Here is a 14,165-nt window from a genome sequence, read left to right on the forward strand (position 1 = left end):
GGCAGCACCGCATTTGGAATGCCGATCTATTCGTTATCCGCAGCCGCGGGAGCGGCCGCCGTGGCCGGCGGCGGAGCGAGCGGAACCGGTGCTGCGGGAGCGCGAGCAGCCTTGGGAGCCGGCGGTTTCTTCGCGGCCGGTGGTGCCGCAGGGGCCGCGGCCTGTGCGGAGGCAGCCGCTGGCGCGCGCGGCGCGGCCGTCGCGTTTGCAGCGGGCGCCGCCTGCCGCGTCGTGGCCGTGGGCTCCGGATTCATGATGCTCACGGGCGGCGTCGACGAGGCGCTCGGGAACTCCGCACTGGTCGGCTTGCCCGTCGGCATCGAGGGCGGCAGCCCGGCAAGCGCCGCATTGGCCGGCATCGGCGGCACCCCTGCAGGCGCGTTCCAGGTCGGCGCATGGCGCGCGATCAGCGTGTCGTAGAGATGCGAATCCATGTTGGCGGCGACCCGCTGCTGGTCGGTCAGCGCGCGAAATGCGGCGCAATCGAACTGCGTGCAGCCGTCACGCGCGACCAGCACCTGCGCCACGAAGCCGTAGCGATCGTGCTCCAGCGCCTTGCGCAGCGCCTTCATGTCCGCCGTCAGGCTCTTGTCCGCGGTCCCGGCATCACCGAGCGCGGTCAGCCGGTCGATCCGGACCGCGGTGTAGGATACGGCCGCAGCCGCGGCATCCGGGGAACCGAACAGCGCCTTCTCGCAGCCGATGGCGACCGCATCGCCGGCGAGATCGTCGAGGCACGACAGCGCCGGCAGGCTCGCGATGACCGCACCTTGCGCGCGCGCTTCGGTCGGGGCGTCCTGCCCCGCCGGTCCATAGACGCGCACGGTGGCGGCTCCGGCGATCGCGATGGACAGCAGCGTAATCACCGTCAGCGCGCCATTGGCGACCGACCTGTCGGCGCGCAGCAGCGTGATCAGGAGAATCAACCCGAAGAATCCGGCAGCGGCCAGCGTCATCCACATCGGAAAGGCCGGCGAGCGCCAGATTTGGTCGAGCGAAGTGGCCAATGCCCAGTTCATGCGCGACGTCCCCTCACCCGAACAGAGAGCGAATGGTCAAGCGAGCACCGCGAGTCGGCAACTGCCCCGGCGCACCTTTTGAAGGTGAAGCGGGCCTTTTGACGGCGGCAGGATACAATTCCCGGATGGCACCAATGCGCGGGGTGCGTCAGCCTTCAGGAGCGCGTGCTGGCTTCAGGAGAGCGCGAGCTGGCTTTCCTTGGCGACGCGTTCGAAGGCTTCGGTCGAGCTCTTGATCCGGTACTGGCAATCATCGCCGTCGGTCGGCAGCAGACGGATGACCTCATACGAGCCGCTGGCAGCGGGGCGCGCGACGTTGCTGGCCGTGAACAATACGCGCGTTCCAATCGGGAATTTGTGCTTCAACACCCTCTCCACTCAAACAACGCCTGCCTCGCCCATGGTCCCACTGCGACGGCCGGCCAGAAACCCGGGCGCTGTATAGCACGCGGCCGGTCGTTTTGGCCAGCGCCATGCCCGCATGGCAAACACGCACATTTTGAAGTCTTTTCAGAGCGATAGCGATGGAACCGGCGGACCGATGATGCCGCCGGGGCCGCGCGTTCAGGCGGCATGTCGCAGGCCGGTCGCAGCCCGGGTGATCCGTAGCCCGGTCAATTGCCCGGACATGAGCGCCGCCGGCCGGCACGCGGCCGGCCGCCTCGGTCGGATCCGGCGATCAGACGTCCTCGAACTTGGCGATGACGAGCGTTTCGGCCAGCCCGTCGCGGGTCCATTCCTGGAACGCCGGCAAGGCCATCATCGCCTCCATGTAGGCCTTGGTGTCCGGCGCGACGTCGATCGCGTAGGTACGCAGGCGGTGCACGACCGGCGCGTACATCGCGTCCGCGGCACCGAAGCGGCCGAACAGGAACGGACCCTTGGCACCATGGCGCGTGCGACATTCGCGCCAGATCTCCTCGATGCGGGCGATGTTGGCCTTGGCGTCCGCCGACAGCGCCACGGGCCCGATCGGCCGATGCAGGTTCATGCCGCATTCGTTGCGCAGAGCGACGAATCCGGAATGCATCTCGGCGCACACCGATCGGGCATGCGCGCGCGCGGCGACCTCGTCCGGCCACAGCTTCACTTCCGGATAGCGCTCGGCGACGTATTCGATGATGGCGAGCGAATCCCACACCGTGACGTCGCCGTCGACCAGCACCGGCACCTTGCCGGCGCGGCTGAAGGACAGGATCTGCTCCTTGTCCGCGGGATTGTCGGTGTAGAGCGGGATGAGCGTCTCCACGAACGGGATGTCGTTGGCGCGAAGCGCGAGCCAGGGCCGCATCGACCATGACGAGTAGTTCTTGTTGCCAATCGCGAGTTTAAGCGCAGCCATGTCCTCAGTCCTTCCCGAGACGTCCTAGAGCGAGCCGCTTTTAACGCCATCGCCTGCCGCCAATCAATCGTTGCTGCATCTCGTCATGCGTGGCAATCGTTGCGGTCCGCGCCAGGAGACAGACATGAGCAGGCATTGGGTCGACATCACCGCCGTCGGCTTCTTCATCATCGAATGGCTGGTCTATGCGCTGACGCTGGAGCATTCGGCCTATGGCCGCGACAGCCTGTCGGCGCGCATGAACCGCTATCGCGAGGTCTGGGTGCGCCGCCTGCTCGACCGCGACACCCGCATGGTCGACATGCAGATCATGGCCTCGCTGCAGAACGGCACCGCCTTCTTCGCCTCCACCAGCCTGATCGCGCTCGGCGGCGCGCTGGCGCTGCTGCACGCCACCAACGACGCCATCACGATTCTGAGCAAGCTGCCGATCGACCTCAGCACCTCGCCGGCCATGTGGGAGCTGAAATGCGTCGGCCTCGTGCTGATCTGCGTCTACGCCTTCTTCAAGTTCGCCTGGGCTTACCGCCTTTTCAATTACGTCGCGATCCTGTTCGGCGGCATGCCGCCGGCGGACCAGCGCGACACGCCTGCCGCCGAAGCCCATGTCATCCGCACCTCGCGCCTGTTCGAATCCGCCGGCCGCCACTTCAACCGCGGCCAGCGCGCCTTCTTCTTCGCGCTCGGCTATCTCGGCTGGTTCGTCAGCCCCTGGCTGCTGTTCGTCACCACGGCAGCCGTGGTGATCGTGACCTGGCGACGGCAGTTTGCGTCCAGTGCCTGGGCGGCGATGGCGCCGGAGGGGGCGGATGGCGAGGAGATGGGAAAGCGCGGTCATTGAGGGCACGTGTCCCCGACAAGCGGCAACGCGCAGCGTTGCCGCGCAGAGCCGGGACCCAGAAGGCGACACGGCACAATGCGGATGGATGGGGCCCCGGCTCTGCAGCGCACCGTCGCCGGTCGATGCTTCGCATCGCCGGGGACGCTGCGCTGCGTCCGGGGCACGAGAGCGGGTGAGGCGCATGTCCGAATCCACATCGTCATTGCGAGGAGCCCTTGCGACGAAGCAATCCAGAGTCCCGCCGAGGAGACATTCTGGATTGCTTCCGCCTTCGCCAAGGCTTCGGCGGACAAGTCGCTGCGCTCGCAATGACGGAGGATGAGGTGACAAGTTGCTTCCCCAAGTGACGCTGTCATTCCCCGCGAAAGCGGGGAATCCAGTACGCCGCGGCTTCTCGATTCGATCACGACCGTCTCGGAGTACTGGATCGCCCGGTCAGGCCGGGCGATGACACCACGTGTATGGTGGCAGACATGGCTCTTCGATCTCGCGGCTTGAATCACCCGAGCTTTGCTTGATCACTCCACCCCCAAATCCAAGAGGGCACAGGGAAGGCCGGGTGCCAGCTCGCACCCGCGGTCCGCTGCGCGAAACGCGCACGCAGGAAGAACCGCACAGCAGCATACAGGTGGTGCCGATCACTCGGCCTTCCCTGCGCGATGGTCGGACGGCTTATACCGTGATCTCCCGGGAGCCGAACTTTCCCTCTGGCCTCCCTCGCCTCGCGAATTGATGATGCAGTCTGCCCGGTTGGGCTCGCTCGCACCTTCGCGAAAGGCTTGACCGTAGCAACGACGGCCAGGACCACACGGTTTTGCCGTACGCACGGCCCGCCATTTCGCCGCAGTTTTCCCAGCCCTGTCGACAAGGCCGGAAACTTACAGGCGAGACGAACCTAGCAGCGCCGCTCGTCCGCACGCGGGTTTCGAGCTCACAGGGGTCTACCCGCCCTGCCCGCCCCATCTCGTGCCGACGCTGCCGCGTCCACCGCAGGCCCGGCTCGCGACAGTGACGACACAAGATCGCCCCTCTTGGTGAGCCGGGATGAGCGACACATACGCCGAAACCGAATTTCGGTAAAGTGGAATATTTTTGTGGGGGTGGATTGACAGAGGGCGACACAGGGTGCCGCTCGTTCCGTCATCCTGAGGTGCGAGTGGCGCGATGCGCATCGCATCGCGCCGGGAGCCTCGAAGGATGAACGGCCACAGCCGGGCCGTCGCCCTTCGAGGCTCGCCGAAGAGGCGAGCGCCTCAGGGTGACGGTGATGGAGCCGTAGCCCGGATGGAGCGCAGCGTAAACCGGGACGGTGCGAGATGCCGGGCGAGCGGCGCCCCGGATTACGCTTCGCTCCATCTGGGCTACGGGAAGCTACGACCCTAAATCCCGCGGGCTGAACGCAAGGTCCAGCACCTTCCATTCCTCGTACAGATTGGCTGGCAGCATCTTGTAGGGCTGACAATTCTGAAGCGCGCTCATTGCGGACTTCACGAGGGCCACCCCTTTGGTGGACGGCGGGGCTTCGAGCAGGATCGGCTCGCGCGCCAGCGTGCCGTCGGTGGCGAACACCGTGCGCAGCTTGATACGAACGTTGTCGGTCGGCGCAAGTCCGGCCGGCAATTTCGCACAGCTGCGCAAGTGGCTGCGAAGCGCGGCGATGATTTCAGCCGGCAACTTGGCTGCGATCGAATCCTTGGCATCGCCGCCATCGTCCTTGGGGGCGTCTTTCGGCAACTGCGGCGGCAATTCAGGTGGCAGGCCCAGCATGACGCCGTACTTGACGGTGACGTCAGGCTGCGGAGCCTGATAGGCCGGCGGCGGCGCGGCCTGTGGCTGCTGCATCGCCTGTGGCGGCGGTTGCATCGATGGCTGCTGCATTGGCTGGGCCGGCGGTTGTTGCTGCGGTTGCGGCGGCGGCTGTTGCGAGGGCTGCGGCTGTTCAGGCTGCGGCTGCACGTTGGCCTCACGCTGCTTCGGCGCCGACGAGGGTTGCGGCTGCTTCTGCTGCGGTTCAGCTGGCGTCTGCTGCGGCGATGGTGCTGCTGCCTGCTGCTTGGCCGCAGGCTTGCCCGCCGCTTCGGACTTGTCAGTGAAATCAAGCTTCGGCAGCTTCAGATCGGGCGGCGGCTCCGGCAATTTCTCCTTGGCCGCCTCTTTCGTCTCCTGCTCCTTGATCTCCTCCTTCACCTGCTCCGGCGTGACGATGTCGACGGTCACGGTCTCGGGCGGCGCGGCGTGAAACGGATGGACCTCGCTGATCACGATGATCAGCGCCACCAGCGTCAGATGCGCGATTGCCGACGCCGCAATGTCCGTCCGTATGATCTTCCGCAGTTCCATCGACCGATCTTGGGTTGCCGTCGCGGTCCTAGCATACCCCGGCCCCCTCTCAATCCCATTTCGGGGCGAAGCCGAAGTCGGTCAGGCGGCCCTTGGGGTTGGCGAGCGCGGCGATCCGGCTCATCTCGTCCTCCGACAGCTCGAAATCGAAGATCTCGATGTTTTCAGACAGGCGCTCGATGCGCGAGGTGCGCGGGATCGCAGCGACATTCTGTTGCACCAGCCAACGCAGGCAGATCTGCGCCGGCGTCTTGCGATGGGTGCGCCCGATCCCGGCCAGCGTCTGGTCGGACTTGATGCGGCCCTTGGCGATCGGGCTGTAGGCGACGAGTGCAAGGCCATGCTGATCGCAGGCCGCCCTCACCTTCGCCTGGCCGAGATAGGGGTGGTATTCGACCTGGTTGCAGACCAGCGGCTCGCCCGACAGCGCCACCGCCTGCTCCATCAGCGCCACCGTGAAATTGGAGACGCCGATGTGGCGGGTCAGGCCCATGCGCTTGGCATGCGACAGCGCGCCGAGCGTCTCCGCCAGCGGCACGTGCGGGTTGGGCCAGTGCAGCAGCAACAGGTCGACGGAGGTAAGCCGCAAGCGCGCCAGGCTCTCCTTGACCGAGCGCTCGAGATCGTGGGGCGCGAAATGGTTGGTCCAGACCTTGGTGGTGAGGAAAACGTCGTCGCGGCGGACGCCAGAGGCGCGCAAGCCGTCGCCGACCTCGCGTTCATTGTCGTAGACCTGCGCGGTGTCGATGTGGCGATAGCCGAGCCGCAGCGCCTGCTCGACCAGTCGCGCGGCAGGCCTTCCGCTCAACTCCCAGGTCCCGAGCCCGATCGCCGGGATTCTTGCGCCATTGGCCTCGACGAACAGCATGAGGAGTCCTCTTCCGTTGCGGCAACCCCTGACGTCATCAGGCCTCATTATGGACCCGGCCCATGACGCTGCCAACGGAAGCCGCGGCAGTCCCGGGGGGATATTTGGCGCAATGCTAACGGGAGGTTCGCGTCGGGGCTCGTAGCCCTTGACGCCAGGCTTTGGCGTCAGGCTTTGGCGAGCGCCTGGAACACCGTATCCGGGGCGTGCGCGATCACCGCGAGCAGCGCGCGGGCCGGTCCCCGCGGAGCACGCTTGCCCTGCTCCCAATTGCGGATGGTCTCGACGGGAACGCCGAGCTTGGCGGCGAACTCCATCTGGGTCAGGCAGGCGCGGCGGCGCAAATCGCGCACCGCGAGCGAAGAGCTATCGCCGGGCGCGGCTGTTGCCGTGGGCTCCACCGCTGACGGCTGGACGGGAAACTCCTGTCCGTCCCGCAACTCAACGACCCGTCCGTCCGCCTTCAGCCGCAACCGCATGCTCATTCCCCCAAGCGAGGCGATGATGCGGCAGGTCGCTTAAGTTCGGATTAAAGATACGAGGTCTCGTGCCCCGGACGCTGCGCAGCACGAAGTGATGCGCAGCTGAGCCGGGGCCTATATTGCCGCGGAGCATGCCGCCTTCTGGGTCCCGGTTCTGCGCAGCAGCGCTACGCGTTGCAACGCGCTCGGGACACGGGGGGAGCCCGTTGCCTATCCCCGTCATTGCGAGGAGCTCTTGCGACGAAGCAATCCAGGCTGCCACCGCGGAGGGATTCTGGATTGCTTCGCTGCGCTCGCAATGACGTGGAGAGAGCGTGGCCTCGCCCCCTACCTCAGCCCGAACCAGAGCGTCGCAATCCCGAGGAAGGAGAAGAAGCCGACGACGTCGGTCACGGTGGTGACGAAGGTGCCGGAGGCCACCGCCGGGTCGGCCCTGACGCGTTCGAGCGCCATCGGGATCAGGATGCCGCCGAGCGCACCGGCGATGAGGTTGCAGACCATCGCAAGCCCGATGACGATGCCGAGGCCGGGAATCTTGAACCAGGCGACCGCCGCGATGCCCGTGATCACGGCAAAGGCGAGCCCGTTGATCAGACCGACCAGCGCCTCGCGCATCACCACGCGCCAGGCATTGGAGGAGCCGAGCTCACGCGTCGCCAGCGCCCGCACCGCGACCGTCATGGTCTGGGTCGCGGCATTGCCGCCCTGGCTCGCCACGATCGGCGCCAGCACGGCGAGCGCGACCATCTTTTCGAGCTGGCCCTCGAACAGGCCCAGCACGGAAGACGCCAGAAAGGCGGTGGCGAGATTGACCAGCAGCCAGTTGAAGCGGCCGCGCGCGATGGTCAGGAAGGTGTCCGACAGCTCTTCGTCGCTGGTGACGCCGCCGAGCGCCTTGAGGTCCTCGTCCGCCTCCTCCTCGATGACGTCGACGACGTCGTCGACGGTGATGACGCCGACCAGGCGATCGTGGGTGTCGAGCACGGGGGCTGCGACGAGATTGTACTTGCCGAACATGCGCGCCACCTCTTCCTGGTCCTCCAGGACGGAGACGCGGCGGCGATCCTCGTCGGTGAGTTCTGTGAGCGCCACCGGCCGGCGCGCGCGCAGGAGCACGTCGAGCGGCACCGCGCCCTGCCAATGCTGGTCCTTGTCGACGACGTAAATCTCGTAGAAGCGGTCGGGCAGATCCGGCGTCTCGCGCATATAGTCGATCGCCTGGCCCACGGTGAAGTCCTGGGGCACCGCGATGAACTCGGTCTGCATCCGACGTCCCGCGGAATTCTCGGGATATAGCAGGCTGCGTTCGAGCGCGACGCGCTCCTTGAGCGGCAGCTTTTCGAGGATCTCCTCCTGCTCGGCCTGGTCGAGGGTCTCGAGCAGCTCGACCGCGTCGTCGGATTCGAGCTCGCGGACGCCCTCGGCGACCGTCTCCGGCGGCAGTTCCTCCAGGATCTCCTCGCGGACGGCCTCGTCGACCTCGTTCAGCGCGGAGAAGTCGAAGTCGCGTCCGGTCAGCTCGACCAGGCGGACGCGGTCGTCGGGCTCGAGAGCGCCGATCAGATCGCCGAGATCGGCCTCGTGCAGCTCGGCGACGCAGGCGCGCAGCGATGCGCTGTCGCCGGCCTCGATCGCATGCGCGATCTCCTCGACGAATTCGTGCCTGATATCGCCGTCTTCATTGCGCATCGGCACGTGGTCGAGTACCGAATCCGCGGCGGATCGGGCAACGTCCATATGTTCATCCATGGCGCGCCTCGCCGTTTGACAGGTTGGATCAGGTGGTCTGAGCTGACGGTCAGGCAATACCCACAAGCCAACTGCGAGCGCAATGACAAAGATGCTTCGACTGAGGGGGACTTCGATGGCGCTGGGCGTGGCCCTCGCGGCCCTCGCCGGTATTGCCTCCACTGAAGCCGCCGAGTGCCCGCGCAAGGACGCGCTCGGCACCTCGCGCGTGCTGAGCGTCGATGCCAAGACCACGCCGCGCGTGGGCCTGAAGAGCTTTCCGCAGACGCTTGCACTGGCCGATCGCGAGGTGGTGCTGACCTTCGACGACGGGCCGAACCCGCCGACGACGTCGAAGGTGCTGGCCGCGCTGGCGCAGGAATGCGTGCGCGCGACCTTTTTCCTGATCGGCCTGCACGCCAGCGAGCATCCCGACATGGTCAAGCGCATCGCCCGCGAAGGCCACACCATCGGCCACCACACCTTCTCGCACCCGTTCATGGCGCGGATCCCGTTCGACAAGGCGAAGAGCGAGATCGACCGCGGCATCGCGGCCGACGAGCTGGCGCTGCACGGGACGTCGACGACGACGCCCTCGACGCCGTTCTTCCGCTTCCCCTATTTCCAGGGGACGCCGGCGCAGCTCGACCTGCTGCAGTCGCGCGGCATCGTCGTGTTCGGGGCCGATTTGTGGGCCAGCGACTGGAACGAGATGACGCCTGAGCAGGAATTGAGGCTCGTCACGGAGCGCCTTGCCGCGAGCGGCAAGGGCATCGTCCTCTTCCACGACCCCAAGGTGCGCACGGCCGCGATCATGCCGGCCTTCCTGCGGTATCTGAGGGAGAACGGTTTTCGCGTGGTTCACGTCGTACCGGCCGGCGTGCCGCAGAAGAATGCCGATGCGCGCTGATGCCGGAATGTCACGCCGGCGCAAAATGGGGTGATTTGGGCCCTATTAACACTCTGTTCATGCTACCCCCTGCAAATGGATGGGGACTTTGCGATGGGAAAGGTTCTTTGCGCCTGAACCGTTTCCTGATGTCTCCGACCTACTATGGCGGCAAGCGCATATGAGGGCAGACGGGGTTCATGATCGGAAGTAGCGTTGTTTCGCAGACGCGATCGTGGACCGTCCTTTGCCTCGGCGGATTCCTCGGATTTTCCACCCTCGGATCGCCGGCGGCGCTTGCGGCCGACTGCCCGGGCCACCCCGACGCCATCGGCACGTCCCGCACCCTCGTGGTCGACCCGCGCGAGCATCCGTTGATCGGCACCATGCAGTACCGCGAGACGCTGCCGCTTAGGGATCATGAAGTCGTCCTGACCTTCGACGACGGTCCGCTGCCGAAATATTCCAACCAGGTCCTCAAGATCCTCGACGACGAGTGCATCAAGGCGACCTTCTTCATCATCGGCAACCAGGCCAAGGCGAACCCGGAAGGCGTGCGCAAGCTGGTGGCGGCGGGCCACACCGTCGGCACGCACAGCATGGACCATCCGCTGACCTTCGACCGGATGCCGGCCGAGAAATTCGAGGCCGAGATCAACGGCGGCATCGCGTGGACGTCGGCCGCGATGACCGATCCGTCCAAGCTGGCGCCGTTCTTCCGCATTCCCGGCCTGATGCGCGCCGAAGGCGTCGAGCACCATCTGATCTCGCGCGGCATCCAGGTCTGGAGCGCCGACTTCCCGGCCGACGACTGGCGCCATGTGTCGTCCGACCGCGTCTATCAGCTCGCGATCCAGCGGCTGGAGGCCAAGGGCAAGGGCATCCTGCTGCTGCACGACATCCAGGCCCGCACCGTGGCGGCGCTGCCGAAGATCATCCGCGACCTCAAGGCGCGCGGCTATCGCATCGTGCATGTGGTGCCCGCGACCGCCGACCGGCCGGCGACACCGACCAATCCCGTGGAGTGGCTGCTGCATCCGCCGACCGAGACTGTGCCGATCGCGCGCTGGCCGGCCGTTCCGGGCTTCGTGTTCACGCAGACCAAAACGCTTCCGGCGCCCTCGCTCGCCGACCTCAATGCGCAGACCGAGCATCAGCCGCTGCTGCCGCGCCGGACCATGGCGCAGGCCAATGTCGCGGCCACCCTGCCCGTGCCCGGCCGCACTCTCTTTGCGATCCCGGAAGGCTCGGTCGAGGTGCTGATGTCGACGACATTGTCGCGGCGTGCCGCGACGCGGCTGGCGATGGCGGCCGAGACGCCGCATGCGGCCAAGAACAAGGCCAAGCCGCAGGGACGGCGAACGGCACATGCGGCGCAGGCCGCACCGAAGCATGCCGCACAGGCCAAGACGACTGCCTCCCGCCCGACCCGCCTCGCCACCAGCGCGAAGAAACGCGCCTGAGTCCTACTGCCGCATGATGGCGGCGACGCAGAGCAGCACGATGAGCGCGAGAAAGAACAGGTCCATATAGGACTTGAGCTCGCCGTCGCGCCGCAGCCGCGCGACGTCGGCGACGACCTGCTTGCGCGCGTTCGTTCCCCCGGAGCCGTCGTTGATCGGGCCCTGAAGGCGCCGCGTCTCGGCTTCCAGTTTCTCGATCTTCTGGAAGAAGTAGAACGCCCGCAGCGTCGAGGCGGCGCGCATGGCGGCATAGACCAGCACCAGGATCGCGATGATCGCCCGGTTCTGGTATTTCTCCATGAAGTTGAGACTGAAATAGACCATCGCCATGAATGCGAAATTGGTCACGAAGCGGTAGACGAAGCTAAGAAAGATCATGCTGGCTCGAGCCTTGAAGGGGAAGCGCGATCGAATCGTTGCGATACGGGATCAGGGGCCCAAACCGGAACAGCCGGCCTGGATGCGGTGCAGGCCCGTCTACGCCAAGATTGTTTCAACAAAGATACTGCAAGTCGCCGCCTTTTAGCCACACGCGGCCATAATGCAAGCTAGAGGACGGCCGTCACCCTGGCCCGCAGCGCGTCCGCAACGGCTCAATGGTGATTTGGCGGAAGTCGCGATAGACTGGGCGCTGCCGCCACAGCTGGGGTCTGCCGATGCCGAAGAAGGGAATCACCGGCCACGACGACTGGGTTCTGACCGAGGCCCTCGCGACCGCCCTGGTCGCGCTGGAGCAGCTCGAGCCAAAGCACCAGCCGAACGCGCATATGGACGACATCCGCAAGATGCTGTCGAACGGCAAGGAGCCGGCGGCGGTGAGCCTGCACCTCGCCCAGGCCAAATGCCGCCTGTTTCCCGACCTCGACCCGCTGGAGATCTACCGGGAATACGGCATCGGCGAGGAATATGGCTAGGGCCCGCCGGCGACGGATCCCGCGATCACCATCGCCAGCGCGCCCAGGTCGATCCTGCCATTGACGATCAGCTCCTCCGAACTGTTCGCATCGTCCGCGCCTTGAACCTTGAGCGTCTGCGGCCGGTTGGCGGCTTGCCGTTGCAACTCACCAACGATGGCTTCCTTCAGTTTCTCTTCCAGCATGAGGACTTCCTTCAGGTCGGCATTGCGCTCCGATGTCGCGCGTCCCGCTCAACCAAGGCGGAGCCGCGCCCATCGTTCCCCGTCAAGCCAGATGCCGCGGCAGGCTGTGGTGGATCGCACAAGCCGCGACCGCCGCGTGGCCGAACGCGACCGAGATCTGGTGCAGGTCGGTGACGACGTCGCCGATACCGTAGAGCCCGCGGACCGAGGTACGCTGGTGGTCATCGACTTTCAGATAGCCTTCCCCGACATGCTCGGCCCCCAGCGACACCGCGAGCTGCGAGCGCACCTCGGCGCCCATCGCCGGATAGACCGTGTCGAACGGCAGCGTCCGCCCGTCGGCGAAGACAGCCTCGATGCCCCCGCTCCTCCGCCGCAGATGCAGATCGGGCGCGAACACGATTTCGACGCCGGCTTCGGTCAGCTCCGGCGTTGCGCCGGCTTCGTCATCCTGGCCGACGGCGAGCAGCGTCACGTCGCGCGAGTAGCCGCGCAGGAACAGCGCCTTGCCGGCGGCACGGTGCAGCGGGCCTATGACGCCAATGCGTTGGCCGGCCGCCTCGAAGGCGTCGCAGACCGGGCAGTAGCGCAACAACCCGTCCGCGACCGCAGCGCGCCACTCCCGGAATGGCGGATGGGTATCGACGATGCCGCTGGCCAGAATGACAGTGGCGGCTGCATGCGCATCGCCGTTCCAGCTCGCCTCGAAACCATGATCGTGCCGCCGCAACGCGGTGACCTCGGCCTCCACGCGCGTGACGGCGAGTTCGTCAAGTTGCGCCGACATGCGGGCAATCAGATCCGTGCCTGACAGCCCGTGGACGAAGCCGGGGACGTTGTGGCTGCGCGGGATCAGCGCGGCCCGGCTCGCGCCCGCGTCCACGACGCAGACGCTGCGGCGGAAGCGCGCCAGATAGACCGCAGCCATCAGACCCGCAGGGCCGCCGCCGACAATCAGGCAATCAAACCGCGCAATGGTCATTTGGGGTTCGGGTCCTGAAGACCCTCGCCGGGCTCCTGAAGGCGCCCACTTCTCGCCAGCCGGACGGCGTTGCCGAGCGCGCGCGCTGTGTTCTGCACCTCCTGCTGGAATCCCCTGTCTTCATCGAGCGCGCTATGCGAAGTGGCGTACGGCTCCATGTAGCCAACATAGCCATCGAGCTCGGCAAAGCGTCCCGCCGAGATCAGCTGCATGTCGGTCAGCCAGTCCGACAAGGCGCGGCGCACGCCCTCGGCACCGACGGCATCGCCATGAACGACGACGCCGAAATGACGGCCGGCGAGATGGCGCGGATAGCGCCAGCCCTTCAGCTCCATCGCCTTGGCTTCATCGGCCTTCTTGCCGTGCGTCGAGGTTGGATCGGGATTGCCGCCGTCGGCGCAGACCATGCGATCCATCATCGCCTTGAGCCCTGAAGGCACGTGATACCAGTTCACCGGCGTCACGATCAGGATGCCGTGGGCGGCAACCCACAGCGGATAGATCTCGTTCATCCAGTCGTGGGTCTGCCCCAGCGAATAGTTCGGATAGCAGCTGCATGGCCAATGGCAGAGCGGCATCGCCGTCCCGACGCAGGACTTGCAGGGATAAATGGTCTTGCCGAATTCAGAGGCGAGGCGTGACAGATCGAGGATGTCGACGGCAAATCCCATCTCTGTGAAGACAGGCTCGGCCAGCTTGACCAGGCGCCAGGTCTTGGACATCTCGCCGGGACAGGTGTGCTCGCTGCGGGCCGAACCGTTGATGACGAGGATGCGCGGCGTCTCCTCCGCATCGTCGTGCCGTCGCTGCGCTTCCAGGATTTTTGCGCGCGCATCCAGCCAGTCGATGGCGATGTCGTAGTCGGGATCGGAGAAGCCCGCGCCCGCCTTTCGCGTCAGCGGCGCCTTGCGCGAATGGCTGTAGGCGTCCCAGGCGGCGCCGACGATCGCATCGAGCTCGCGTTGCAGCGGCGCAAAGGCGGGATCGACGAATTGGCTCTTGTAACGCTGCTCGAACTCTCCGCGCGACAGCTTGACGGGCGGCATCCCCTTGCGAATTTCGGCGTCCGTCATGCTGGCTCCCGGCGAAGTCGGTATCCGACCAACCCGGTG

The 14,165-nt window shown here is 66.2% G+C and carries 15 protein-coding genes; 4 read left to right on the plus strand and 11 right to left on the minus strand.

Annotated elements, in window-relative coordinates; genetic code table 11:
- Nucleotides 1-26: 26 nt before the first annotated feature.
- The 3 genes from IVB26_RS24030 to IVB26_RS24040 form a co-directional block, all read right to left on the minus strand.
- Nucleotides 27-1,019 (minus strand): hypothetical protein, encoded by a 993-nt coding sequence (locus IVB26_RS24030; RefSeq protein ID WP_247967689.1) that lies wholly within the window; start codon nucleotides 1,017-1,019, stop codon nucleotides 27-29.
- 174 nt (nucleotides 1,020-1,193) lie between these two features.
- Nucleotides 1,194-1,385, minus strand: coding sequence for a hypothetical protein (locus IVB26_RS24035; RefSeq protein WP_026202495.1), 192 nt, complete (start codon nucleotides 1,383-1,385; stop codon nucleotides 1,194-1,196).
- A gap of 313 nt (nucleotides 1,386-1,698) precedes the next feature.
- Nucleotides 1,699-2,361, minus strand: a complete 663-nt coding sequence (locus IVB26_RS24040) for a glutathione S-transferase family protein (RefSeq protein WP_247967690.1) — start codon at nucleotides 2,359-2,361, stop codon at nucleotides 1,699-1,701.
- 124 nt (nucleotides 2,362-2,485) lie between these two features.
- On the opposite strand from IVB26_RS24040, the gene IVB26_RS24045 reads away from it, so the two are divergent.
- Nucleotides 2,486-3,202 carry a DUF599 domain-containing protein gene (locus IVB26_RS24045; protein ID WP_246928005.1) on the plus strand — a complete coding sequence of 239 codons (717 nt, stop codon included), beginning with the start codon at nucleotides 2,486-2,488 and terminating at the stop codon, nucleotides 3,200-3,202.
- 1,371 nt (nucleotides 3,203-4,573) lie between these two features.
- Here the strand turns inward: IVB26_RS24045 and IVB26_RS24050 are convergent.
- The 4 genes from IVB26_RS24050 to mgtE all read right to left on the minus strand — a co-directional run bounded on the left by IVB26_RS24050 (nucleotide 4,574) and on the right by mgtE (nucleotide 8,641).
- Nucleotides 4,574-5,542 (minus strand): hypothetical protein, encoded by a 969-nt coding sequence (locus IVB26_RS24050; RefSeq protein ID WP_247967691.1) that lies wholly within the window; start codon nucleotides 5,540-5,542, stop codon nucleotides 4,574-4,576.
- 49 nt (nucleotides 5,543-5,591) lie between these two features.
- Complete coding sequence (locus IVB26_RS24055; protein ID WP_247967692.1) at nucleotides 5,592-6,410, minus strand: aldo/keto reductase; 819 nt, start codon at nucleotides 6,408-6,410, stop codon at nucleotides 5,592-5,594.
- Between the two features lie 167 nt (nucleotides 6,411-6,577).
- Nucleotides 6,578-6,895 carry a helix-turn-helix domain-containing protein gene (locus tag IVB26_RS24060; protein WP_247967693.1) on the minus strand — a complete coding sequence of 106 codons (318 nt, stop codon included), beginning with the start codon at nucleotides 6,893-6,895 and terminating at the stop codon, nucleotides 6,578-6,580.
- Nucleotides 6,896-7,219: 324 nt separating this feature from the next.
- Nucleotides 7,220-8,641 carry a magnesium transporter gene (gene mgtE, locus IVB26_RS24065; RefSeq protein WP_247967694.1) on the minus strand — a complete coding sequence of 474 codons (1,422 nt, stop codon included), beginning with the start codon at nucleotides 8,639-8,641 and terminating at the stop codon, nucleotides 7,220-7,222.
- Nucleotides 8,642-8,756: 115 nt separating this feature from the next.
- Here mgtE and IVB26_RS24070 point away from each other — a divergent pair, with 115 nt between their 5' ends.
- A complete protein-coding gene (locus IVB26_RS24070; protein WP_247967695.1) occupies nucleotides 8,757-9,530 on the plus strand; it encodes a polysaccharide deacetylase family protein in 774 nt (257 codons plus the stop codon).
- Between the two features lie 179 nt (nucleotides 9,531-9,709).
- A complete protein-coding gene (locus IVB26_RS24075; RefSeq protein WP_247967696.1) occupies nucleotides 9,710-10,972 on the plus strand; it encodes a polysaccharide deacetylase family protein in 1,263 nt (420 codons plus the stop codon).
- A gap of 3 nt (nucleotides 10,973-10,975) precedes the next feature.
- Here IVB26_RS24075 and IVB26_RS24080 read toward each other — a convergent pair whose 3' ends face one another.
- A complete protein-coding gene (locus IVB26_RS24080) occupies nucleotides 10,976-11,350 on the minus strand; it encodes a hypothetical protein (protein WP_247967697.1) in 375 nt (124 codons plus the stop codon).
- Nucleotides 11,351-11,628: 278 nt separating this feature from the next.
- On the opposite strand from IVB26_RS24080, the gene IVB26_RS24085 reads away from it, so the two are divergent.
- Entirely contained in the window at nucleotides 11,629-11,886 is a 258-nt protein-coding gene (locus tag IVB26_RS24085) for a hypothetical protein (RefSeq protein ID WP_246932461.1), read from the plus strand.
- On the opposite strand, the gene IVB26_RS24090 is transcribed toward IVB26_RS24085, so the two are convergent.
- The 3 genes from IVB26_RS24090 to IVB26_RS24100 form a co-directional block, all read right to left on the minus strand.
- Nucleotides 11,883-12,071, minus strand: a complete 189-nt coding sequence (locus tag IVB26_RS24090) for a hypothetical protein (protein WP_247967698.1) — start codon at nucleotides 12,069-12,071, stop codon at nucleotides 11,883-11,885. The genes IVB26_RS24085 and IVB26_RS24090 overlap by 4 nt on opposite strands.
- Before the next feature lie 82 nt (nucleotides 12,072-12,153).
- The gene (locus IVB26_RS24095) at nucleotides 12,154-13,053 is read right to left on the minus strand and encodes an NAD(P)/FAD-dependent oxidoreductase (protein ID WP_247967699.1); all 900 of its coding nucleotides are present in this window, start codon (nucleotides 13,051-13,053) and stop codon (nucleotides 12,154-12,156) included.
- Complete coding sequence (locus IVB26_RS24100) at nucleotides 13,050-14,126, minus strand: flavodoxin family protein (protein WP_247967700.1); 1,077 nt, start codon at nucleotides 14,124-14,126, stop codon at nucleotides 13,050-13,052. Before IVB26_RS24100 ends, IVB26_RS24095 begins: the two co-directional genes overlap by 4 nt.
- Nucleotides 14,127-14,165: the final 39 nt, after the last annotated feature.

It is taken from the genome of Bradyrhizobium sp. 195 (genome assembly GCF_023101665.1).
GTDB lineage: Bacteria > Pseudomonadota > Alphaproteobacteria > Rhizobiales > Xanthobacteraceae > Bradyrhizobium.

Coding starts and splice junctions, on each gene's coding strand:
- IVB26_RS24070 (WP_247967695.1), top strand. CDS start 8,757: ATGGCGCTGGGCGTGGCCCTCGCGGCCCTCGCCGGTATTGCCTCCACT.
- IVB26_RS24045 (WP_246928005.1), top strand. CDS start 2,486: ATGAGCAGGCATTGGGTCGACATCACCGCCGTCGGCTTCTTCATCATC.
- IVB26_RS24050 (WP_247967691.1), bottom strand. CDS start 5,542: ATGGAACTGCGGAAGATCATACGGACGGACATTGCGGCGTCGGCAATC.
- IVB26_RS24095 (WP_247967699.1), bottom strand. CDS start 13,053: ATGACCATTGCGCGGTTTGATTGCCTGATTGTCGGCGGCGGCCCTGCG.
- IVB26_RS24090 (WP_247967698.1), bottom strand. CDS start 12,071: ATGCTGGAAGAGAAACTGAAGGAAGCCATCGTTGGTGAGTTGCAACGG.
- IVB26_RS24080 (WP_247967697.1), bottom strand. CDS start 11,350: ATGATCTTTCTTAGCTTCGTCTACCGCTTCGTGACCAATTTCGCATTC.
- IVB26_RS24030 (WP_247967689.1), bottom strand. CDS start 1,019: ATGAACTGGGCATTGGCCACTTCGCTCGACCAAATCTGGCGCTCGCCG.
- IVB26_RS24100 (WP_247967700.1), bottom strand. CDS start 14,126: ATGACGGACGCCGAAATTCGCAAGGGGATGCCGCCCGTCAAGCTGTCG.
- IVB26_RS24055 (WP_247967692.1), bottom strand. CDS start 6,410: ATGCTGTTCGTCGAGGCCAATGGCGCAAGAATCCCGGCGATCGGGCTC.
- IVB26_RS24075 (WP_247967696.1), top strand. CDS start 9,710: ATGATCGGAAGTAGCGTTGTTTCGCAGACGCGATCGTGGACCGTCCTT.
- IVB26_RS24040 (WP_247967690.1), bottom strand. CDS start 2,361: ATGGCTGCGCTTAAACTCGCGATTGGCAACAAGAACTACTCGTCATGG.
- mgtE (WP_247967694.1), bottom strand. CDS start 8,641: ATGGATGAACATATGGACGTTGCCCGATCCGCCGCGGATTCGGTACTC.
- IVB26_RS24085 (WP_246932461.1), top strand. CDS start 11,629: ATGCCGAAGAAGGGAATCACCGGCCACGACGACTGGGTTCTGACCGAG.
- IVB26_RS24060 (WP_247967693.1), bottom strand. CDS start 6,895: ATGAGCATGCGGTTGCGGCTGAAGGCGGACGGACGGGTCGTTGAGTTG.